Genomic DNA, 24,038 nt, shown 5'->3' with positions numbered 1-24,038 from the left:
ATTAGTTGAACCAATCGGGCTTTTACGGGCAGTTGATCCCCCATCTAACTTCGTTGCTTCAGCTGAATTTTAAGGTGGGGGGTCTTACTGCCCGTTAATGCGGGATAAATCCTTCCATATATCTATTTTTACTGAGCGCTGTTAATAAGCGCTCTTTTATTTGGAACATAGTTGACAGTTATATAAAAAACCGATCCTACTAAGAATCGGTTTTTCTGCTTTATAACAAAATATGTTTATTTTTGATCCAAGAGGACATTTGTTGCAGGATTAAGTATATTGCTTCCTTGTTGTACAAACGTATTTCAATTAAAAGTAACTGCTGCAATATTTCTAGTTGACCGAGTCCTTTTATAAGTTTTTGGTGTTTTTCTTTTAGCCACTATGTATGTTGTTCAAGTGAAAATTTCATTTCACTTCACTACCTCAAATTTATTGTACTCGTAAAAAGATAATTGAAAACGATATTCTGGATGCTCTCTCACCCAATCATAGGCTTTTTCTAAAATATCCATTTTGTTTTGCAAATCATTAAGTTCACTACATTCGTCCCTTTTCTGTTTGCACAGAGGGCAGAATCCATTCACTATTTCGGCACTCGTCGCCCTAATAGTTTTACTTTCTAAGTCAACTACTAGACGAAGAATAAGAGAATGCTCAGCTTTTGTAGTCACCGTCATTTCAGCAAGCCCATCCTCATTCCAAAAGACTCCGTTTAATTCCATCTGTACGGTGACATCTTTAATATCCAAGTCTATCACTATCACACCTCCCTTGTATAAAACTCATATTTACTCTTCGATTTTAATCTTTAATACACCACGCTTTAAAGATATATTAAGCTTTTTCCAATTCTTCTTCTTTGCTATGAAAGGAAGTGTAATTACTGCTAATAGCGTGGTAAATATTATCCCAAAAACTAAAACTGTTACAATGTTAAAGATTGCTTCCATTTAACTCTACCCTCTTTCATTTCTATGGGCTCTAATTTTATGAATGTATTTAAAAATTCTTACCAAACCTTAATTTTCAAAGCAATTATAATGGCCTAATCACAACAAATCAATTCCTATTTAATATGAATACTTTATTCATCCATCAGTACAATGACGTTAAATTTATGTAGCTAGAAATAGAGGAGAATGTCATTTAACCTCTACATTCTCCTCCATCTCAGTCAAATACCTAATCTGCCTTTCCGCTTTTCTAACCGCCGTACGAAAATGCTTTTTCAGAAGTTCTATTGTAGCTTCACTTATATAATATCTTTCCGTTATACTTTCCCACGTGTCACTACTTTCAAATGCACTCCAAACGAAAGGACGCTCTGTATTTTTTCTCATTTCTTTAAATACCCATTTTCGCATCTTTTTTTTCGCTTTTTCTGTTAGTTTTCCGTTCTCTACAAGTTCAAGCTCACCATGTCTTTTGTACCGTTTATGAATGTCTCTCTCGCTATATACTTTAAGAAGTATATTCGCTGTATTCTCAGCATCCGCTAAAGCTCGGTGCTGCTTCCCTTCCCACGTTAAACCGAGCTGTTCTACTGCAAATTGTAAACTTGGTGTATGCTCAAATAACTCTTCATACGCTTGGAAAACAAACTTCTGCAAATCAAATTTGCTCTCTTTTTCCATACATGGGCATTCTACACCGTATAACGTACAATCATGAGATAGAAAACGATAATCTTCTCTACCCCATGAAACAAATACAGAGTCTTCTCCGATAAATTGAATAAATTTCTCTATAATTTGTGGGAATTTCTCCACACCAATTAAATCTTTCTTTGTAATTCCCGTTAATTTTGTCGTATGACGAGTGAGTCGTGCACTCGGCTTTACTAACTCCGAAAATTCTCCAATTACCTTCATTGTACTTGCTTCTATTTTTACAGCTCCGATATCAACTATCTCTGACGGATCTTCTGATTTATACGGCCTGAAATTTCTCTCTATATCGAACACAATAAAATGTGTAGCGTTTTCCAATTTATTTACCTCTTTCTAAATTCCTTTTCACACACATACTCTATTTTCAGTATTTATTTATTCATTCATGCACTTTATGCATGAAATACTTCGTCTAATAAACAAAAATTTAATCTCATTATTATATGTACATAGGAGGTTATTCAATAAAAATGCAAAAAAAAGAAGGGCAAGCCCTTCTTTTTTCCGTAATTACTTCTTGTTTACGTTTGTAGCTTGAGGTCCACGGTTACCTTGTTCTACTTCGAAAGTAACTTCTTGACCTTCTTCTAAAGATTTGAAGCCGTCGCCTTGGATAGCTGAGAAATGAACGAATACGTCTTCTCCGCCTTCAACTTCGATGAAACCGAAACCTTTTTCTGCGTTAAACCATTTTACTTTACCGTTTTGCATTTAAAAAATCCTCCTACAATGTACCTATATGTACATATTCATTTTCAACCACTTTACAATAATACTTCAAACATTAAAAAACTGCAACCCCAGAGGAGATTTAACATTGCTATCCTCCTCGGAAGTTACAGCTCATTTAAATCTCTATATTATTAAAAGTAAAATGGTTTAAAGTAACTATATCATATCAATATAATAAAAGTAAAGTTTTTTTTGCTATATAATTTTTTTCTTCCATTGCATCGCTTTTGATTCACCTGATCCAGCTACAACATAACCCTCTTTTTGGTTAACGATGCGCCAGCCATGCCCTTTAACTGAGTCACATACTGTAACAAGTTCTTCTTCTAGAAGTACACGACAAACCGTACTAATCCCCGCCTTATTTTGCGTTGACGTTGTATATAGCACATGTTGATCTACACTCAAGGCTAAATAGCTACTTGCTTTCTGCTCACTTTGACATGTATGCCAATATGTTTTTTCACTCTCAATACTTTCATCTATTTTACAAAAAGAAATATTCCCGCTAATACCCTTGCATGATCCACTCGCTGCTACTATATAAGAATTGTGTACAGTCAACGCTGAGATCATCTGATTCATCACGATTTTAATCCTCTTTAATTTACGTGTCTCCAAATTAAAGAGCCAAACACCACCATATTTAGCATGTATTTTCGTACCGATAAATAAGTAATGTTTATATAAAAATAACGATCGAATAGATGGTGCCCCGCCACCATACTCAAGAAATGGATGAATGGTTTCCCATGTCGAACCAAAATCATTAGAATGATACAACGTTTTATCTCCATGAGCAATGACTGTTCCTTGTACATTACTACAAACATTCCAACTCGTTGCTTTTGTTGGAAAACGCTGAACCGTCCAGTTCTCTCCACCATTCATACTACGAATAAAAATCCCTTCGTCACCTACACCATACACTACATTATCTTCGCTATGTAAATCCCTAATTCGTTTTTGAAAACCATTTAATATTTGTTTCCATTCTCCGTCTCGTTCAATAAATAAGCCATTATATGTAGTAGCTAACATAAGTTTTCCATCTCTTAACTTTGTAATAGCGGTCGCACTTAACATTGTCTCCACGTTGACACTCCCATTCTTAGAACTTCTCAGCAAATGCAATTGCAAAATTACTGCATTTTTCAACATCCTCTTCATCTTCTGGAGCTAGTTCGATTTTCAATCCTTCTTGCACAAGCTCTGCACCGCGTTCTACAAGTCTTTCTTCAAATATCGTTACCGCTTCACAAAATAGTTCATACGCCGTATCACCTGATCCGAATACCGCTACTTTCTTCCCTGATAAATCTATATTTTCTAAGTCCTCATGGAAATCTTCCGCCTCAAACGGTAATTCACCATCGCCCCACGTATAAGATCCTAAAATGATTCCATCATAGGCCAATAATTCTTCAGCATCCATGCCTTCCATTTCTTGCAATACTACTTCATGATCAAAAGCATCTAAACTAACTTTTATTAAATCAGCAATACTCTCTGTATTTCCTGACATACTTGCATAAGCTATTAAAATTTTTGCCACTTCGGCATCCCCCTCTTACAATAAATGATTCTCATTCTCATTATATTAATAATGAGAATCAATTTCAATTATATTTTTTCATTTTTATTTATTCCATACAAAAAAGCACAGATGACTATACAATCATCTGTGCTTTTTTATTACTTTTTAAAAATACCAAACGGCTTTCCAACTGGTAATACAACTTTACCGAAGTGTGTATTTAACACTGCTGCTGCTGAACCATAGAAAGATAATAATGAAATACATAGTTCAGAATACGCTGCTAAATTATGCATTGCATGCGGCATAACACCTAAAGTACTTAATGAAAGACCAATAAATAAGAAATCAATAAGGACGAAAATCATAAATAATACTTTATGTGTTTCCATTGCACCAATTGTCATAAAGATTGTGAAAATCAAATATCCAATAAAGGCTACACCCAGCTGTTTTGAATCTGCAGCTTGTGCTAATTTTTCGCCAAATACTCCAAGTTGAATTAACCAAGTCATTCCAACACCTAACCAAAATAGGCCGTATGCACCGAATGCTGTTGTACCGAACGTATTGTTATGCTTTGCATCGTGAATGCACGCAAAGATTTGTGCAAATCCTCCTAAAAAGATTGCCCACGGTAATACAAGTGAAACGCCATCTGTTAAGCCTAACTTTTGAGATGATGCTACAAGTGTTACCATCGCTAATCCAAATAGACCAATTCCAGATGGATCTGCTGTTGTCATTTTCACATGATGTGTAGTAGATTGATTGCTCATATAAACCTCCTGATTATAAACATACTCGAATACAATACTTAAATCAGAAGACTATGTCAATGGTTTTTTTTGTATGTTGTCAGACCTTACTTTTTATAATGATTGAATATACTTCCAACCACTTCATACGGTTTTATATTCACTTTTTCCAACTCGTGTATCGGCAACCACAACGGAATATAACTCCCTCTATCTTTCAGCTTGAATTCTTCAGCTTTACCACTTCTGAAAACTCCATCTATAATATGGGCATTAAAATAATGCTCCGTACCTTTATACTCCACCTTTGCAATCAGATGCTCCACTTTTATATGTACCCCTAATTCTTCATAAATTTCTCGCTTCGTTGCTTCTTCAGCTGTTTCTCCTTCTTCAATTCCTCCGCCTGGAAAAACATAATATGTTTCCCCTTCTCGAATACGTTTTATAAGAGCAATTTTCCCTTCCTGCACAATGATAGCCCCGCCGCGATTTCTTATCATTTTATTACCTCAATACGAATCGCAACTGTTCCCCACTTTTTTTCTTGTTCTTTCGTATATATTTTGTATGTACTTTCTAGCATTTCCTCTAAACTATCATTTTCACAATCCAATAATTTTTTATCAATTTGTTCGTACATTGCTTTAAAGCTTTCGTATCGTTTTATTTCCGTCACTTTGACAGTCATCGTTGCTGCTGTCGTAAGGTTCGTAAATACAATATGATCGCCTTGTTTTATAAGTTGACGTTTTGCATCGTATAAACGTACTTCATATACTTTTTTTCCTGATTTAATTGACTGAAAAGGTTTATTATATAATCCCATTTTGTATATCATTCATTCCACTCCCTTTTTATTCGTTGCACCTACTAATTGTGTATTACCAATTCATACAACACAGTTCGACTTATTCCAAGTTGCATATAATGTTCCATATCCATTACTTGCTTTAGAGAGGATGCTAAATTTGTTATGTTATTTTTAAATCAAAAACCTGAATATAATAAATATGATATTGGTGATTATACTTATAGTAAAGTAGGTCCAACCATTTTTTCTTGGAATGATGAAACGAAATTAAAAATAGGTAAGTTTTGTTCATTAGGAGAAGAAGTCGTTTTCATACTTGGCGGTGAACATCGCGCAGACTGGATAACAACTTACCCATTTAATGCATTTTTTAATGAAGGAGCACATATTACTGGTCATCCTTCTTCAAAAGGTGACATCGTAGTCGGCAACGATGTATGGATTGGTTATCAATCCTGCATTTTATCTGGTGTTACAATTGGTAACGGAGCCATTATTGGGGCAAAGAGTGTTGTCACAAAAGACGTACCTCCATATGCAATTGTAGCTGGTAATCCTGCAAAATTTATTCGATATCGTTTCCCCCAAGAAACGATTGACAAACTAGAGAATCTTGCATGGTGGGATTGGGATATTTCTGTAATAAAAGGAGCCATTCCATTTCTACTTTCCAACAAAATCAACGAGTTTTTTACCTCGCCCGAAAATGAATCTATGTGATTAATACAAAAAGAGCATCCTGAAAGAATAGGATGCTCTTTTTTGTTTTATTTTTTATGTTCGTGCAACTGATTACACGGAGAACATTGAAATGGAATTTTATCTAAGCAATTAAAGTTTGTTTCACAAATTTGTTCGATTGTTGGGACGAACGGTATGACCACAATATTACTTTCTATTATTTGTGTAACAGGTGGTAACACTGTACCTACTTGATGTTCGAAGCGAATACTCGCTTGATTTATATAATTTCCTGAACCACTTGGCGCACTCTGAACTACTACTTGGAACGAGACTGTGCGTGCTTCACCTGGATTTAAACTTCCTATCAGAAATCCTGATACTGGATTTACATTTGGCACTGGCGTATTATCAACCGTTACACTTCCAAGGACAAATTGAACACTACTATCTAACATATCTTGAAAACGAATATTTTGTATCGCTGTATCTCCCATATTTGTAATAACTGTCGTAAACGTAATAACATCTCCAATTGTTGCTGTTTGATGATCCGCTGTTTTTACGACTGTCGTTGAGACATTTTGAGGAATAAACGGGATAACAACTGTATTGCTATCGCCTTCAACTACTACAGGCGGTTCATTTGGATTCACAGTTGCAAACCCACTCGCTGTCGCTGTATTTGTAACTAAGTTATTTATTTGCCCTCCTGTTATTACAACTTGAAAATTAATAATAGCTGCATCATTTGGCTGAAAATCACCTAACGGAATACCCGTATTCGGGTTGGCAAATGGAAAAGGTACATCATTTACCGTTACCGTGCCATTTATAAATAGCGTATTCGGATCAATGATATCCGTTAAAACAATATTCGTCACAGGAACTGTACTATCATTTATAACAGCAATTCCGTAAGTGACAACATCTCCTACCATTGCTACTTCAAAGTTTGCTCCTTTTGCAACAAATAAGATTGCAGTATTTACCGTTACAATAACTGTATTACTCGTGTCCATCACTGTAACTGGCGGCTCTCCTGGTACTAAAATATATTCTGCTGATGCCCCAGCAACGTTCACTACTGTACCACCATCTGGAAAACTCGTAATCGTAGCTTCATATGTTACAATCGCCGTCTCACCGACTGGAATGTCTAAAATCGTAAATCCAACCTGCGGATTTACTCCCGGACGCGCTACTCCATTTATCGTTACACTATTTGGTACAAAAACAGCTTCCGGAGATAGTACATCAATAAATTTAACATTCATTGCATCAGCCGTACCAGTATTTAATATGCGAACACGGTACGTTACCGTTTCTCCTACTCCAACAATTGAATGATCTACTTCTTTCAGCATATCTAAACTGCCTCTATTTACTGGTGTGACTGTCGTATTACTTGAATTCGTAATTGTAAACGGTGGTTCTCCTGGAATCAATTCGAAATCACCAGTTACTCTCGCTGTATTCATAATGCTACTAGAAGGCGGAATTGCGATTACGTTTACTTCAAATGTGATTAATAAGCTATCCCCTACTGCAAGATCCGGTAATGAAAAGCCTACAAAAGGATCTAAACCTACTTGTGGAATCCCATTTATTTGCACACTTCCTGCAACGAATTCTAAACTAGGCGATGGGACATCAATAAACTGAACATTTATCGCAGTTACCGTTCCCGTATTTGTAACTTGCACACTATACGTTAACGTATCTCCTAATCGCGTTGCTTGCTTATTCACGGTTTTTATAACATTAAAGCGCCCTCTATTTACCCTTGTTATCGTCGTATTACTCGGTTCAGTTACTACAACAGGTGGCTCTCCTGGCACTAAAGTAAAGTTTCCTGTTATATTTGCAACGTTCGTAATTGTTCCTGATGACGGGATGGTTGTAACTATCGCTTGAAACGTCACTATAACGGTTTCACCAACGAGTATATCTCCAACTCCAAATCCAGTAATCGGATTTAAGTTTGGTTGCGAAACTCCATTTACCGTTACACTACTCGATACAAATGACGCTCCTGCTGAAATTGTATCAATAAACTGAACATCATTTGCTGTTACTGTTCCTGTATTCGTTATTTGAACCGTATACGTTAATACATCTCCAACGAGAGTAGCTGTTCTATTTACTTGTTTAATAACATTAAATCGTCCTCTATTTACAGTTGTGAGCGTTGTGTTACTTGGCTGATTTACTATAACTGGTGGTTCTCCTGGTACTAATATAAAGCTTCCAGTAACATTTGCCGTATTGGCAATTGTTCCGTTTGATGGAACACTAACAACGGTTACTTGGAATGTGACTTCTACACTTCCCCCTGGATTTATATCTGGCAGCGGGAATCCATTATTAGGATTGAACCCAGGTTGTATCACACCACCTATCGTTACACTATTCGGCACGAATGCTATAGAGGAAGGTAATACATCACTATATTGAACATTCGTCGCCGTCACTGTTCCCGTATTTTGAACTACTGTCGTATATGTGATTGTATCGCCTACTGCAACAATCGGCTCACTTACTGATTTTAAAACATTCAAACCAGATTCATTTATTTCGGTTAATGTCGTGTTACTTGTCGTCGTCTCAGTAATAGGCGGTTCTGTTTCACTTACAGCAAATGTAGCGGTAACGTCTACAAAGTTAACAACTGTACCACCTTCTGGTATGCTCGTTACCATCTCTTGATATGTGACAAGCACAAAATCATCTACAGGTATATCTGGAACTGTAAAGCCGATGAACGGATCTAATCCCGGTGCTGGTACCCCGTTTATGCTCACACTTCCCGGTACAAATGCTACACCCGCGGAAGTAGTATCTATAAATTGAACATTCGTCGCTGCCACTGTTCCAAAATTAAAAATCAATACATCATACGTTAAAATTTCTCCTACAATCGCTACTTCTTTATCTACTAGTTTTAACGGAAAAATAAACGCTATATTAATTGTCGTAACGACTAAATTTGTTAATATCGTTTCCGTAATCGGTGGTTCCTGCGGATTTGGTTGTGAAGTAAATGTAACGTCTGCATCATTTAATATGACTTCATTATCTGGAATTTCTGTAATCGTCACTCGGAACGTTACCTCAATACTTCCACCATTAATTAATAATGGAGTAACTGTAAATCCTATTTCTGGATTTACACCAAGTTGCTGCACCCCACCTATCGTTACACTATCTTCTACAAATGTCGTTCCTTCTGGTATGACATCTTGGAAGAACACATCTGTAACAGGTATAATTCCTACGTTTGAAATTAGCACGGTATACGTTAATACATCCCCAACCGCTCCAGTTGCAACGTCAACTGTTTTTGTTGCTGTTACTTCACCAGGAGGAGGTAACGGTATCGTAACTACTGTCGTATTACTTAAATTTGTTGTTGTTACAGGGGGCTGTAAAGGATTTAATAAGAAAGTAGCTGTTGCAGATGCGGTGTTTAGTACGGCTCCACGCGTGGATGGTGCAACTACTGTTACTTGGAACGTTACAGTCAATGATGTGCCAGCAGCTATATTAGGAAGCGTAAAACCTATATTTGGATCAAATCCAGGTTGAGGAGTTCCATTTATCGTTACACTATTTGCTACAAATGTTGTTTCTGAAGCAATTGGATCAATGAAAGAGACATTCGTCGCTGTTACCGTTCCATTATTTCTAATGACAACAGAATACGTGTAAATTTCTCCAAGTGCCGCTTGTTGTACAGATGAAGATTTTTGTATATTTAACTGCGCTGTGTTTACTTGCGTCACGACGAAATTGCTATTCGTAACAGTTGTTATTGGAGGATTGGCTGGATTTATAAGAAAACTTGCAGTAACGTTCGATTGGTTTCTTATATTTCCACCACTCGGAACGCTCGTCACTGTAACTTGAAACGTAATCGTAGCCGTTTGCCCGACAGGAATATTTGGTACTGGGAAACCTGCCATAGGATCCGCGCCTTGCTGAACGACTCCATTTATCGTCACACTATTTACTACAAACGCAGTACCAGACGGAATTGGATCTTGAAAAATAATATTCGTTGCAGGAACAGTTCCTGTATTTTGAATACGAATCGTATACGTTAACGTATCTCCTACACCTGCTTGTGGTGTAGTTACACTCTTTATTACATTAATTGATCCTACATTCACTCGTGTCACAACAATATTACTAATTGTTACAATTGTAATTGGCGGCTGCAAAGGACTTACTTGAAAATCAGCTGTTACATTCGCATTATTCGGAAGAACTCTATTTGGTGGTACACTCGTGATCGTCACTTGAAAAGCAACTGTTACCGTTCCTCCTACTGGAATATTAGCAAGCGGAAATCCAGTTGTTGGGTTTAAAACTGGTTGAGACGTTCCGTTTATTGTTACACTATTTGCTACAAACGTTGTTCCAGATGGAATTGGATCAAGGAATGATACATTTGTTGCTGCTACTGTTCCACTATTTTGTATACGAACTGTATACGTTAACGTATCCCCTACACCTGCTTCACTAGCACTTACGCTCTTCATTACATTTAACCCTGAAGAATTCACCACTGTCATAACAGTATTACTTGGCACTGTTACAGTAATTGGTGGCTCTGTTGGATTTACAAGGAAATCTCCAGTGACATTCGCATTATTGACGACATTATTTCCTTGGGGAATTTCATCAATTAATACTTCAAACGTAACAATTACACTCGTGCCAGTAGGCAAATTATTTAATGGGAATCCAAGTTCTGGATCTGCCCCTTCTTGTAAAACACCATTAACCAATACACTATTTTCAATAAATAAAGTCCCTTGCGGAATTGAATCTTGGAAAAACACATTTGTAGCTGTTACACTACCTGCATTAATTATTTCGATTGTATATACTAAAACATCCCCTACCGTTGCAACATCCGTATTCACTGCCTTCACAACTTCAAAGTTCCCTGATTGTAATGTTGTATTCACAACATTACTCGGAACATTGATTGTTACTGGTGGTTCACTCGGATTCACTTGAAAACTCGCTGTTACATTTGCTTGATTTAAAATATCTTCATTTTCTGGATCCTGTACAATTAATACGTCAAATGTGACTACAACTGTTTGAGCCGCAGGAATATTTGGAAGAGAAAATCCTGTATTTGGATTCAATCCACTTTGTGGTACTCCATTAATTGTTACAGAATTTGCAACGAATGAAACAGCGGAAGGAATAGGGTCTTGGAAAAATACATTTGTTAACAGTACGTTTCCTGTATTTTGGACGGCAATTGTGTATGTTAAAGTATCCCCTACCGCCGCTTGCATTGTATTCACTTCTTTTATTACATTTAAACCGCCTGTATTAACTTGTGTCACAACTGTATTCGTTTGTCTATTAATCGTTATCGGTGGCTGATTCGGAATAACGACGAAATTAGCAGACACATTTCCACGATTTGCAATCGTACCTCCTGATGGTGTAGATGTCACTCGTACTTGAAAAGTCACTGTCCTACTTCCGCCAGGAGATATATTCGCTACGGTAAACCCAGTCGCAGGATTTGCCCCAGGTTGTGAAACCCCATCTACAGTCACACTATTTAGGATAAAAGTCGTTCCAATTGGGATTGGATCTTGAAAAATAACATTCGTCGCAAGTACATTCCCGGTATTCTCAATTGTAACGGTGTACGTAAGAACGTCATTAACTGTCGCAAAAGCTCTATCTACTGTTTTTCTCGTTCTTATATCAGCTATATTAATTGTAGTAAATACAGTATTACTTGTCGCTTGGCCTGAAATTGGTTGCTGACCAGGCACTGGAATAAAGTTAAATGTTACACTCGCACGGTTTGGAATTGGATTTACAAGAGGATTAGATGTTACTCGAACTTGAAAGCGCACTACAGTCGTTTGCGAAGCATTAATACTTCCAAGATTAATACTACTTGCCGGATTTGCTCCTGGACGCGCTACTCCATTTACCGTAACACTATTTGTTATAAACGTTGTTCCAGCAGGTATACTATCAACAAAAATAACATTATTTGCAGCGACATTCCCATCGTTGGTCACATTCACTGTGTACGTTAATACATCATTAATTGTTGCCGTCTGTAGATCTACAGATTTTTGTAAACTTACATTTGCGCGATTTACCGTCGTCTGTACTGTATTTGAAGAAGCTGTACTTGTGATAGGAGGACTTCCAACAAAAGGACGGAATTGGTATGACACCATCGCACGATTTGAAATTGGATTCGGATTCGGGAATGACGTAACTCTCACTTGAAACGTGACAACTCTTTGAGCATTATTCGGTATCGTTCCTAAATTAATTCCACTAGCTGGATTGGCGCTCGGCTGAGTTACTCCACCTACTGTAACACTGCCTGCTATAAACGTAGTTCCATTCGGAATACTGTCTTGTAATACAACGTTTTCTGCACTTCCTGTCCCTGTATTCGGAACAGTAATCGTATAGGTGAGAATATCACCTACTGCTGCAACGGTTTTATCAACAGATTTAACAGGATTTATAATTGGCCCTGTCGCATCAATTTGAACACCAAAACCAGCTGCAGCATATCCATCTCCATTTGTAACGAAGCGAACAGTCGCTGACGTTTGATTATTTACTAATGATGACGAGGCATCTACATTCGTAATATCCCATCCTTGTCTTCGGACGGCTAAAGCTATCCCTAACGGCTGATTCAAATTTCCAAAGGTGCCAGTTGTATCTAAATTCCCACTATCATTACAAATTTGTGACTGAAAGAAATTATTTGCGGGATTTCTCGGTCCGAATAAAGCAACTGTAGCATTCGCATTCGGTCCAAAGCGAAGTTGATCTCCAACAATGTTAGAATCACCTTCTTGAGCAGTTACAAGTACTCTTCCTGTAACAGAACCTGTAGATGGAGTTGCGAAACCTGAAATAGTAGCATCAACTGGTGGTGATGAAGCATCAATAATTTCTTGGCCTGCATACACTGACAAATTCCGAAGTGGTAAACTTGTATTTTGATAAACTACCTCAAGCGTCCAACCAGCTGAACGACTGACCGTTGGATCAGCAGAAGTTCTTGTAGCCGGTACAGCACCCGTTGTATATGTTCCCGCTCCCCCTGTATTAACAAGATTCGTTACGTTAGCTGAACGTACGTAATAAAACTGGTTCCCTACTGAACCTTGCTGCGCAGTTGCAGGATCTGGTGTAACAGAAAACGTTCCTGCCGGTGTTGTAAATGTAATGTTATCATTTAAAAAAGCTGAAACATCCTCTGTATCGGTCCGGTATGTGCCGGCCCATACTAGTTCTGCGTATAAAATACTACTCCCTGCCGGAAGATTCAAAATTGCACTTGAAGAATTTAATGGCCAGTCATTCGTCGTTCCTGCTGGGAATCCAGGTACTTGGAGCGATGTATTTACCGTTGTAAATACATCAATCGTACCGAAGTTATTATTTGGTGCAGGCGATGTAGGACTTAGTCCTAACGTGTTCCCAGTGAACGTGACGGCACCAGTTACTGTTGTTGTAAAGCGATTCATAAAAGGCACACAATCATCTCATTTCAATTATAGTAAAAAGTGCTCTATACTATAAAATGTAGACAAACTATACAATGTACGTTGTCCAACAAAATTCCACATATATGGAGAGGAGTTTACTACACTATGCGCTACGTTATCATAACAGGAACTTCACAAGGTTTAGGTGAGGCAATCGCCACACAATTATTAGAAGAAAATACAACCGTCATCTCTATTTCTAGAAGAGAAAATAAAGAGCTTACTAAACTCGCAGAGCAAAATAACAGTCATTGCATTTTTCATTCCTTAGATCTTCAAGATGTACATAAATTAGAAACTAACTTTAACGAGATCCTTTCATCTATGAAGGAAGACAATATATCATCTATTCATTTAATTAATAATGCAGGCACGGTTGCACCAATGAAGCCAATTGAAAAGGCAGAAAGCGAGCTTTTCATTACAAACGTTCAAATTAATTTACTTGCACCGATGATTCTTACCTCTACTTTCATGAGATATACGAAAGACTGGAAAGTAGATAAACGTGTTATAAACATTTCATCTGGTGCAGGAAAAAATCCTTATTTTGGATGGGGCGCTTATTGTACAACGAAAGCTGGTGTAAATATGTTTACACAGTGCGTAGCAACCGAAGAAGCAGAAAAAGAATATCCAGTAAAAATCGTCGCTTTTGCACCTGGTGTTGTTGATACAAGTATGCAAGCACAAATTCGTGAAACAAATAAAGAAGACTTCATAAATTTAGACCGCTTCATCGCACTAAAAGAAGAAGGAAAACTACTGTCACCTGAATACGTTGCGAAAGCAATTCGTAGCTTACTAGAAACTGAGAATTTCCCGCAAGGTGAAGTCATTCGAATTGATGAATAACAAAAAGGCACGCTCTAATAGCGTGCCTTTTCATTTTATTTCTCTAAAAATATAAGTACAGACTCCGCAATTTTTTCATAACCAATTTCTTGATAAATTTTATTAGACGTAGGGTTTGCTAGATCAGTATATAACGTAGTCGTCTTATATCCTTCATCTAACATACGTTGACTAAGTGCAGCGACACAACTAGATGCGTACCCTTTTTTCCGCGCTTCTTTCGGTGTATATACGAAATTAACTGTTATATTGTTTGTAGTTGGTCTCGTTTTTGCAGCTACAGAAACAAGCTTCCCATCTACTTCTAAACCAAATAGACGACGGTTCGTAATTAATGTATGAGCGGTTTGTTTCGCTTCTTCTTTCGTAGTAGGAAGCCTTACATCTTCGCAAAATTGATAAATCCACTGTTCTATTAATGGTAGCTCATCACTACCTATTTCTCGAAAATACCCATCCTCGGTCCACTTCTTCTTAACTTGTTGTAATGCATACACACCTTGCTCCATTACAACATTCGTTTTCTTATTTTCTAACACGGCAATCTCTTCCGCTAATTTCTGTACAATTTTCTTATTACCAATCAATCCAGGAACATTTGAATATACTTTCGTTAATTTTTTTGCAAGTTCCACGATATCCTCTTCCGCAATTTCAGACGTAGCAACAATGATTTGTTTCTTTTCTTCTGTTTGAAGAAATACAACTACAATTTCTTCCTCTTGTTTGGCTACCCCCATAAATATCGGTTGTTGGACCATTTGTAATACACCTAATATGAGATTATTTTCCTGCTCATTCTTTTCTAAAAATGGTGTAACCTCTTCTTTAAAATTAAGAATCTCTTCGTATACATGTAATTGAATCATCGACAATCTCTTCCCTCTATTTATAGTTTCATTAAGTATTGGCGATTAATTCATTAAATCCCTCTTTTACGATTCAATATTATGCGAAGTTAACATATTCAAATCAGTTTCAGCTTGTAAAATTCTCTGTTTTTCTTTTTCAAATACCTCTTCTTCTTTTTGAAATGACTCTTTTCGATTTTTAATCATACGCTCCATTTCTTTTTTACTCGGTCCACCGTATACATTTCTTTTTTGAATAAATGCTTCTGGCGATATAATTTCATTCCAATCTTTTTCTAATAAATGTATTTTGAATTTTTCTTGTAAGTATATATTTACATCTTTTAAATGTAATTCATGCAGCTCCTTTTGCTGCTCCAATGACATATTCGCAATAACACTCGCTGCATGATGCGCATGCCGAAATGGAATGCTATAGTTTTTTGTTAAAACATCTGCGAAATCAGTTATCGTAATTGCATGTTTATAAGAACGACTTTTCAACGTTTCTTCTTCTACTTTCATCGTTCGAATCACTGCATTCATAATACAAAAAACACGAATGGTCTTTTCAATTCCTTTATATAAATACGGCTGCAAATCATCTTCTGTATCGACAATATCACCAAATGGTGTATTATGAATCATTTGAAATACTGTAAATGCTTCTCCTAAAGCGCTACTCGTAATCGCACGGGCATGTTCAATGGAAACTGGATTTCGCTTTTGCGGCATAATGCTACTTATTTGTACATATGGCTTTGCAACAGTAATACCATCATATTCTTTCGTCGCTAATAATAAAAAGTCATGAATCCATCTACTCGTATTCGTCATAATTACCATAAGTAACGAGCTAACTTCTAATAAATAATCCGCTCCAGCAACAGCATCATATGAGTTCTCAATTACATTTGTAAACCCAAGTAAATTGGCAACTCGCTCTCGTTTAATTGGGAAACTTGTTGTGGAAAGAGCGGCAGCTCCCATTGGAGACTGATTTATAAGTTTGTACGTTCGTTTCATTCGTTCTAAATCTCTCTGCATCGTATCATAAATAGCTAACGTATAATGACCAAATGTTGTGGGCTGCGCTGGTTGTGTATGTGTATAAGCTGGCATAATCGTTTCCTTATGATCAGCAGCAAGTTGTAGTATACTTTCTTGCAATAACAAATGATGCTCCATTAGTCGTAGTACATATCGCCTTAAACTCATACGATACATCGTTACACCCATATCATTTCTACTTCTACCAATATGCATATTACTTACAAAATCGCATTTCGCTTCTTGAGAAATTAAATGTTCGACTAGAAAAAAGAGATCTTCATGCTGCTCTGTATATAGCAATTGATCTTTTGGAATTCCCTCTATCTTTTTTAGTGCGTGTAATATAACTTTAGCTTCTTCCTTTTTCATTAAATTTTCTTCAGTCAGCATTGTAATATGTGCTTTATGCACTTGAAACATATCTTTTAATAAGTAATTTCGTTGAAAATGAAATACATGTTGTAATACACAATCCACATATGTTTTCCCAGGGAAATCAGCGCCTTCACTCTTTATAAACTCTTCTTTACTTTGTTTCATCACCTTTTCCCCTCTCACTTAAGTATTAATACCCATCATACCCACAGAGAGTAAAAAAGTGCTTGTACATAAAAATAAACTCGGTGCTCTCTGCACCGAGTTTACTTAATAAAAGTCGCATCATACTTATCACTTTGCAACACTTGGAAATGTAAGTTTGCTAAATGTTTCCGTATTTCTGCACTGTCGTCCTCATTTAAATTATTGGCTAAAAACACTATTTCTGTACAGTTCCCGCGTTTATCCATCGCATAAACTGCTTTTGTAACTGTCCATGGCGTATAACCATTCTTTTGCCCTGCATGTCTAAATGTTTTACGGTATTTTTTAGCACTCATATCCGTTTCAACGATATTAGCCCACACTTTTTCTTCGGCCTCTGTTAGGCCACCTTTATGATTTGCCTTTTGAAGCAGTACCATATAATCGTTTGCAGAAGCTGCTGGTAATCGATCTGACCAAATTTTATCGTAACGTTCCTCTAAATAAAGAGGTATTTCCTTCTGTAATAATGGCCCCTTCTTTTTTAAGCGTTCATGAATAATCATGGCATATTCACGATATTGCTCTTGAGACATTTCTTTTAACTTTTTCTCTATTTTATATTTCGGAACATGTAGTTCTTTATGCAAATATCCAGGGATGTATAAAGATGAAACAATCGGAAATAGCGGCTGATGTGCTGGAAGGGATAAACTTTGTAAATTTCGATTAATATTATCTAACCCTAACACTTCCATTAAATATTCAGCATTCGCATTCGAACTAAACTTAACCATTCCTTTTGCCACTTCTTCTAAAGAAACTGCCTCTTCTGTTATCTTGTCTGTCTTTTGCAAATACCTTTGCCATCTATCTTGTGCACCGCCATCTGTATTCGGCACATAATAACGATTTATATCATTAATGGAAACGAAACTAGACGGATCAATTTTTCCTTCCGTAACTTGTTTCGTATATTCAAGCGCCACAATTAACTTCATCGTACTAGCAACTGGCAATACAACATTTGGATTTACAGAATAAACAACTTTATCATTTCTCTTCACGAGAAGCGCACTATTTTTTTCATCTTTATGTTCTTCAATAAAGGATGCGATATACTGTGCATCATCATTATTTGAACTCCACACTTTTTTCACTAAAAAATTACCCGATATTAGCAAAACGAAAATACCCACAATCACTGCGCATACTATAGTTTTTTTCAAGTAAAATTCCTCTCCTATTGTATAACTCTTCTCTATCTATCTCTTACAAACAAAATAATGGAGATGATTATTTTAGTAATCATCTCCATTATTTTAACTTGTATTCTCCTATTATGTCTACGTCATAATTTTCACGAAGTCTTCGAGAAATTTTTTATAATGTAATGACCAACCAATTCGCACCCAATTCTTTAAAGATTTTGCATCAGGTTGTGGACGGAAATCAGCAATACTTTCTCCCTTTGCAATCCCTACTGTATCCACATCGACACGACGGTACACATAATCCAAAATAGACGGATTCGCCGCAACCATCATTGTAACAACGTCATGTACTGGGCTACCTGTTATTTTCGGATTTAACTTTTTATACGCTTTATAATAATACGTAAATATCGGTTCAATTAATTTATTAAAATTCGTTTTAGAGTGTTTCGTAATATATTTCACCATTTCTGGCGTAATAATTGCTTCAGATGTAACGTTAAGTGGCACTAATGTCAAATTCTTGGCATTTTGCATAACTAATTGTGACGCAATCGGATCACCATGAAAATTCGCCTCTGCGACTGGTGTCACATTGCCGGGCATTAAAAAAGCACCACCCATTATATAATATTCTTTCACATACTTCATCATCGGCTTTTCTAAAATAAATGCTGTCGCTAGTGTCGTTGACCTACCAGCATCAACAATGATTAATTCTCCTTTATACTTTTCAAGAATATCAAAAAAAGCACAAAAAGGTTTTATATTTGGCGAAAAAGCTTTTGGAGGTTTAATTGGCCCTAAACCGTCTGCCCCATGAATTTCTGGATAATACGTTGTAACATCTCCGGATAAAGGAATTTTCGCACCATTAATAACAGGTATATCCTCCCGCCCTGCCATTTGCAGCAAATATGCTGCATTACTTGTCGCCTTTTCTTGTGTTACATTTCCATATCCGGTTACAACACCAACAATATCAATATCAGGATGCATAATTCCATACATGATGGCTAAAGAGTCATCAATTCCTGGGTCTCCCAAAAATAACACTTTTTTCATCGACCTCAACTCCATCCCCTCAATTGTTATTAATTTATGAATAACCTTACATATACAGAATAAAAAAGAATAAATTCACACAAAAAAACGTAGTCCTCTATAAGGACTACGTTCTTCCTCTAACCTATACTGTTTTTCTTCACAGCACTCATACTTCCAATGATATAAGCGATAAACGCAAAACAAATTGGGAAGACAACTGTATGTATACCGAATGGATTTGGATAGAAAAGATGAATACACATATATGAGCCTACCCCAACTAAAATAGAGGCAAGCGCTCCTGTTGCATTTCCTTTTCTCCAATATAACCCTAATACAATTGGCCAAATGAATGCTGCTTCTAATCCACCGAAAGAAAATAAATTTAACCATATTAAAAAATCTGGTGGTTTAATTGCTGCTGCATAAACGAGCAGCCCTACGATACCAGTAATCCACAAACTTCCTTTTCTGATCGTACTGTCTGCTGCATCTTTATTTATGTAATTTACGTATATGTCTTTAATAATTGATGAACTTACAAGTAACAATAACGAGTTTACTGTAGACATAATTGCTGCCATTGGCGCGGCTAAAAAAACTCCGGCTAACCAAGGTGGCAACACTTCCATCGCGAGTAGCGGCATTACTTTATCTGGTACCGTTATACCCGGAAGTACGACTCGTGCAAATACACCTGTTAAATGCATACCAATCATAATTGTACCTACAACAACCGTTCCAATTATTAACGCTTGATGCATAGCTTTTGAATTTTTATAAGACATGGCACGCACGCTAATTTGCGGTAAACCAACAACACCAATTCCAATTAAAATCCAAAATGATGTCACATATGATTTCGTTAAACTACCATCCGCTCCGAATGGTGTAATTAAATTTGGATTGATTTGAATAAGCTCCTGCATAATCTTTTCAATTCCACCACCAGCAATGACAGTAGCAATTAAAATGATTGTCGTTCCAACTAACATAATGATTCCTAATAACGTATCTGATAAAGCAACTGCACGAAACCCACCAATTAATACGTACACAAGTACAGAAAAAGTAAATAAAAATAGTGCTGTTGTATAAGATAGACCCGTTAGCGATTCAATTAATCGTCCACCGCCGACCCACTGAGCTACTGTTGCTGAAAATAAGAAGATAATTATACATAACGCAGAAAGTATAACAACTGCTTTATTATTGTATCTTCCCTTTAAATAATCGATAAGAGTAATGGCTTCCATCTTCCTAGCGATAATTGCAAACTTTTTACCGATAACCGTTAAAACGATATACCCTGTTACAACTTGAATCGCAGATAATAATACCCATCCGAGGCCCATATTGTACGCAATACCTGGACCACCAATAAAGCTACTAGCACTACCGTACGTAGCAATCATTGTCATCGCTAATAATAAACCGCCAAGTTCACGCCCACCAAGAAAATATTCTTGTAAAAATTTATTATTAGCAGTCGCTTGTACGCGTCTTGAAGCATATACACCAATTAAAAACACAACGATAAATGAAATTATCATTGGAATGATTACATACCAATTCATCTATTATTCCTCACTTTTTTCTTCCTCATCGAGTGAAATATCTTGAAATACAAAACGAACAACTAAACTAAGTAAAATAACCATAACGACAAATCCAACGATACAGCTATAAAAAAACCATGCTGGAAAACCGAATACATATGTATATTCACTTGGATTTTTACTACCAAGCCCATAAGCAAATCCGTACCATATAATAAAATTAATAATAGCAAGTCCAAGACCAATTAACGCTTCTCTATGGGCAATTCGAAAGCGTGGATCATCATGATAATCCTTCATTTTTCTCCCTCCTCTCACGATGTATTATTGTACCATTGTTCTTCTAGTTTTTCCTACTAGAAAGCAAAAACAAGCAGGATTTTTTATAATCATATAGAAGACCCTCTTACATTACATATTTTTTACAATTGTAACACAAATGAAATTTGAATTTTCAGCATTTGTTAATTATGATTTAAATTAGAGGCTTTCCATCTAGTTCCCACATCCTTGATTTCGGAATAAACGCCGTCTCGTACTGCGTTTACATTATACTTTCAAGGGGGTTATACAATGAGTCAACTAGCTGTAAATCTTCATGAAAAGGTAGAAAAGTTTCTTCAAGGTACAAAAAAGTTATATGTGAATGGATCTTTCATTGAAAGCGCTTCCGGAAAAACATTTAAAACACCTAACCCAGCAACCGGCGAAACACTTGCCGTTGTTTCTGAAGCTGGTCGCGAAGATATTCATAAAGCTGTCGTTGCAGCTCGCATGGCTTTCGACGAAGGTCCTTGGTCTCGCATGAGCACTGCTGAGCGAAGCCGTCTTATGTACAAGTTAGCTGATTTAATGGAAGAACATAAAGAAGAGCTTGCACAGCTCGAAACGTTAGATAACGGAAAGCCAATCCGTGAAACAATGGCAGCAGACATACCACTTGCAATTGAGCATATGCGCTATTATGCTGGCTGGGCTACGAAAATCGTTGGTCAAACAATTCCTGTTTCCGGTGATTATTTTAACTATACACGCCATGAAGCTGTTGGTGTCGTTGGTCAAATTATTCCTTGGAACTTCCCACTTCTTATGGCAATGTGGAAAATGGGAGCGGCGCTTGCTACAGGATGTACAATCGTTTTAAAACCTGCAGAGCAAACTCCACTATCCGCTCTATACTTAGCTGAATTAATTGAAGAAGCTGGGTTCCCGAAAGGTGTTATTAATATCGTTCCTGGATTCGGTGAATCAGCTGGACAGGCTCTTGTTAATCATCCACTCGTTGATAAAATTGCATTTACTGGTTCTACTCCAGTTGGTAAACAAATTATGCGACAAGCATCTGAATCATTAAAACGCGTTACACTTGAGTTAGGCGGTAAATCACCAAATATCATCTTGCCAGATGCTGATTTATCTCGCGCGATTCCTGGTGCACTTTCTGGTGTTATGTTTAACCAAGGACAAGTATGCTCTGCTGGATCACGCTTATTTGTTCCGAAGAAAATGTATGATAATGTCATGGCTGACCTTGTCCTTTACTCTAAAAAATTAAATCAAGGTGCTGGCTTAAGTCCAGAAACTACAATCGGTCCTCTCGTTTCTGAAGAACAACAAAAACGTGTAATGGGCTACATTGAAAAAGGAATTGAAGAAGGTGCTGAAGTACTTTGCGGAGGAAGTAATCCATTCGATCAAGGCTACTTCGTTTCTCCTACAGTATTCGCTGACGTAAATGACGAAATGACGATCGCAAAAGAAGAAATTTTCGGTCCAGTTATTTCTGCAATACCTTTTAACGATATTGATGAAGTAATTGAACGTGCAAATAAATCACAATTCGGCTTAGCGGCTGGTGTGTGGACAGAAAATGTTAAAACAGCACACTATGTTGCAAGTAAAGTACGTGCTGGTACTGTATGGGTAAACTGTTATAACGTCTTTGATGCAGCATCTCCATTTGGAGGATTTAAACAATCCGGTCTTGGCCGTGAAATGGGATCTTACGCATTAAATAACTATACAGAAGTGAAGAGCGTTTGGCTCAACTTAAATTAACGAAAAAAGAACCTGGCCTATCCGGTCAGGTTCTTTTCATTATGTATTCCTTTAAACTTGTAGTCCTCCGCTCACATTCAATACTTCTCCTGTAATATAGGATGCGTATTCTGATGCTAAAAAGGCTGCTGCGTTCGCAATATCTTCTGGCGTTCCAATTCTACCAACTGGAATTGCGCCAACCATCTTTTCTTTCACTTTATCTGGTATCGTTTTTGTCATATCTGTATCCATAAACCCTGGACAAATCGCATTGCACGTAATGCCGAAGCTTCCAACTTCTTTCGCCGCTGTTTTCGTTAAACCTACAACTCCTGCCTTTGTAGCAGCATAATTCGCTTGACCTATGTTTCCTTCTCTACTAATTGAAGATATATTAATAATGCGTCCATACCCTTGTTGTCTCATGTAAAGAAGCGCTGGTTGCATACAATAAAAAACACCTGTTAAATTTACTTGCAGTACTTGTTCCCATGCAGGTTTCTCCATTTTATGTAACATTGCATCTCGCGTAATTCCTGCATTATTTACTAAAATGTGCAGTGTACCAAATGTTTGGACAGCGTATTCAATTAAGGACTTCGCATCATTTTGATTACTCACATCACAACGATACTGCTTCACTTCATATCCTTCATCTGATAATTCACGTGTCGTTTTTTGTAGCTTCTCTTCATTTACATCGCTAATTAATACTTTCGCCCCTAGTTTTGCATAAACCCTTGCAATCTCTTTTCCAATTCCCTGTGCAGCTCCTGTTACTACAGCTGTTTTCCCATTTAAAAACTCCATCCCTATCCCTCATTTCTATTACTTATACTGTATATTTCGGCTCTTTGCTTCCCAATTCCTCTTTGTATAAAAAAGTCTATTTGTGTCAAACTAACTTTGCAACGTCGCATAAAACACAAGGAGATTGTGTCGAATGAACAAAAAAAATTTCAAGCAAAACAAAGCTGCTGATGGCATTGATGTTGAGTTCTCTCGCGAACTCGCTGACCACAATGACTTAGAAGCAAACGCACGTGCAAATGCCGCTGCTGCACGTCAAAAACGCCAGTCAACAGAAAAATAAGGAACGCACAACCTTATTCTTTTCAACAGGGACCTACT

21 protein-coding genes are annotated in these 24,038 nt (G+C 36.9%); 4 read left to right on the top strand and 17 right to left on the bottom strand.

Annotated elements, in window-relative coordinates; genetic code table 11:
* Positions 1–413 precede the first annotated feature (413 nt).
* The 9 genes from AC3WTA_RS17880 to AC3WTA_RS17840 form a co-directional block, all read right to left on the bottom strand.
* Entirely contained in the window at positions 414–761 is a 348-nt protein-coding gene (locus AC3WTA_RS17880; RefSeq protein WP_141549817.1) for a hypothetical protein, read from the bottom strand.
* 30 nt (positions 762–791) lie between these two features.
* Complete coding sequence (locus AC3WTA_RS17875) at positions 792–953, bottom strand: hypothetical protein (RefSeq protein ID WP_000387289.1); 162 nt, start codon at positions 951–953, stop codon at positions 792–794.
* A 192-nt stretch (positions 954–1,145) separates the two neighbouring features.
* Positions 1,146–1,991: an exonuclease gene (locus AC3WTA_RS17870; protein WP_000426516.1), complete on the bottom strand. Its 846-nt coding sequence runs from the start codon at positions 1,989–1,991 to the stop codon at positions 1,146–1,148.
* Between the two features lie 192 nt (positions 1,992–2,183).
* Positions 2,184–2,384 carry a cold shock-like protein CspB gene (gene cspB / locus AC3WTA_RS17865; protein ID WP_001179147.1) on the bottom strand — a complete coding sequence of 67 codons (201 nt, stop codon included), beginning with the start codon at positions 2,382–2,384 and terminating at the stop codon, positions 2,184–2,186.
* Positions 2,385–2,600: 216 nt separating this feature from the next.
* Positions 2,601–3,500 carry a WD40/YVTN/BNR-like repeat-containing protein gene (locus tag AC3WTA_RS17860; RefSeq protein ID WP_000449520.1) on the bottom strand — a complete coding sequence of 300 codons (900 nt, stop codon included), beginning with the start codon at positions 3,498–3,500 and terminating at the stop codon, positions 2,601–2,603.
* 16 nt (positions 3,501–3,516) lie between these two features.
* Positions 3,517–3,960 (bottom strand): flavodoxin, encoded by a 444-nt coding sequence (locus AC3WTA_RS17855; protein WP_001062763.1) that lies wholly within the window; start codon positions 3,958–3,960, stop codon positions 3,517–3,519.
* A gap of 140 nt (positions 3,961–4,100) precedes the next feature.
* Entirely contained in the window at positions 4,101–4,721 is a 621-nt protein-coding gene (locus AC3WTA_RS17850; RefSeq protein ID WP_000070921.1) for an acetate uptake transporter, read from the bottom strand.
* A gap of 86 nt (positions 4,722–4,807) precedes the next feature.
* A complete protein-coding gene (locus AC3WTA_RS17845) occupies positions 4,808–5,203 on the bottom strand; it encodes an NUDIX hydrolase (protein ID WP_000620840.1) in 396 nt (131 codons plus the stop codon).
* Positions 5,200–5,541 carry an ASCH domain-containing protein gene (locus AC3WTA_RS17840; protein WP_000639513.1) on the bottom strand — a complete coding sequence of 114 codons (342 nt, stop codon included), beginning with the start codon at positions 5,539–5,541 and terminating at the stop codon, positions 5,200–5,202. The genes AC3WTA_RS17845 and AC3WTA_RS17840 overlap by 4 nt, the downstream gene beginning before the upstream one ends.
* 135 nt (positions 5,542–5,676) lie before the next feature.
* Here AC3WTA_RS17840 and AC3WTA_RS17835 point away from each other — a divergent pair, with 135 nt between their 5' ends.
* Entirely contained in the window at positions 5,677–6,234 is a 558-nt protein-coding gene (locus AC3WTA_RS17835) for a CatB-related O-acetyltransferase (protein WP_000898178.1), read from the top strand.
* Between the two features lie 47 nt (positions 6,235–6,281).
* On the opposite strand, the gene AC3WTA_RS17830 is transcribed toward AC3WTA_RS17835, so the two are convergent.
* A complete protein-coding gene (locus AC3WTA_RS17830; RefSeq protein ID WP_001116432.1) occupies positions 6,282–13,754 on the bottom strand; it encodes a DUF7507 domain-containing protein in 7,473 nt (2,490 codons plus the stop codon).
* Positions 13,755–13,871: 117 nt separating this feature from the next.
* Between AC3WTA_RS17830 and AC3WTA_RS17825 the strand changes: the two genes are divergently transcribed.
* Positions 13,872–14,621, top strand: coding sequence for a (S)-benzoin forming benzil reductase (locus AC3WTA_RS17825; RefSeq protein WP_001271045.1), 750 nt, complete (start codon positions 13,872–13,874; stop codon positions 14,619–14,621).
* A 35-nt stretch (positions 14,622–14,656) separates the two neighbouring features.
* Here the strand turns inward: AC3WTA_RS17825 and AC3WTA_RS17820 are convergent, their stop codons facing one another.
* From AC3WTA_RS17820 to AC3WTA_RS17795, 6 genes are all read right to left on the bottom strand, one after another.
* Positions 14,657–15,490, bottom strand: a complete 834-nt coding sequence (locus AC3WTA_RS17820) for a GNAT family N-acetyltransferase (RefSeq protein WP_000615389.1) — start codon at positions 15,488–15,490, stop codon at positions 14,657–14,659.
* Positions 15,491–15,556: 66 nt separating this feature from the next.
* Positions 15,557–17,065, bottom strand: a complete 1,509-nt coding sequence (gene argH / locus AC3WTA_RS17815; RefSeq protein ID WP_000813984.1) for an argininosuccinate lyase — start codon at positions 17,063–17,065, stop codon at positions 15,557–15,559.
* Positions 17,066–17,166: 101 nt separating this feature from the next.
* Positions 17,167–18,276 (bottom strand): serine hydrolase, encoded by a 1,110-nt coding sequence (locus AC3WTA_RS17810; RefSeq protein WP_000751361.1) that lies wholly within the window; start codon positions 18,274–18,276, stop codon positions 17,167–17,169.
* A 117-nt stretch (positions 18,277–18,393) separates the two neighbouring features.
* Positions 18,394–19,326 (bottom strand): nucleoside hydrolase, encoded by a 933-nt coding sequence (locus AC3WTA_RS17805; protein WP_000756434.1) that lies wholly within the window; start codon positions 19,324–19,326, stop codon positions 18,394–18,396.
* 119 nt (positions 19,327–19,445) lie between these two features.
* Positions 19,446–20,885 (bottom strand): sodium/pantothenate symporter, encoded by a 1,440-nt coding sequence (panF, locus tag AC3WTA_RS17800; RefSeq protein ID WP_001104842.1) that lies wholly within the window; start codon positions 20,883–20,885, stop codon positions 19,446–19,448.
* A 3-nt stretch (positions 20,886–20,888) separates the two neighbouring features.
* Positions 20,889–21,167, bottom strand: a complete 279-nt coding sequence (locus AC3WTA_RS17795) for a YhdT family protein (protein ID WP_000656242.1) — start codon at positions 21,165–21,167, stop codon at positions 20,889–20,891.
* 273 nt (positions 21,168–21,440) lie between these two features.
* Between AC3WTA_RS17795 and dhaS the strand changes: the two genes are divergently transcribed.
* Positions 21,441–22,925, top strand: a complete 1,485-nt coding sequence (gene dhaS / locus AC3WTA_RS17790) for an aldehyde dehydrogenase DhaS (RefSeq protein ID WP_000080277.1) — start codon at positions 21,441–21,443, stop codon at positions 22,923–22,925.
* Positions 22,926–22,976: 51 nt separating this feature from the next.
* On the opposite strand, the gene fabG is transcribed toward dhaS, so the two are convergent.
* A complete protein-coding gene (gene fabG / locus AC3WTA_RS17785; protein ID WP_000395031.1) occupies positions 22,977–23,717 on the bottom strand; it encodes a 3-oxoacyl-ACP reductase FabG in 741 nt (246 codons plus the stop codon).
* Positions 23,718–23,850: 133 nt separating this feature from the next.
* On the opposite strand from fabG, the gene AC3WTA_RS17780 reads away from it, so the two are divergent.
* On the top strand, positions 23,851–24,000 hold the full coding sequence (locus tag AC3WTA_RS17780; protein WP_001035805.1) for a YfhD family protein: 150 nt from the start codon (positions 23,851–23,853) through the stop codon (positions 23,998–24,000).
* The last annotated feature ends 38 nt before the right edge of the window (positions 24,001–24,038 follow it).

The organism is Bacillus sp. EB106-07-01-XG149 (assembly GCF_058791555.1).
This window is presented reverse-complemented; position numbering and strand designations above follow the sequence as displayed.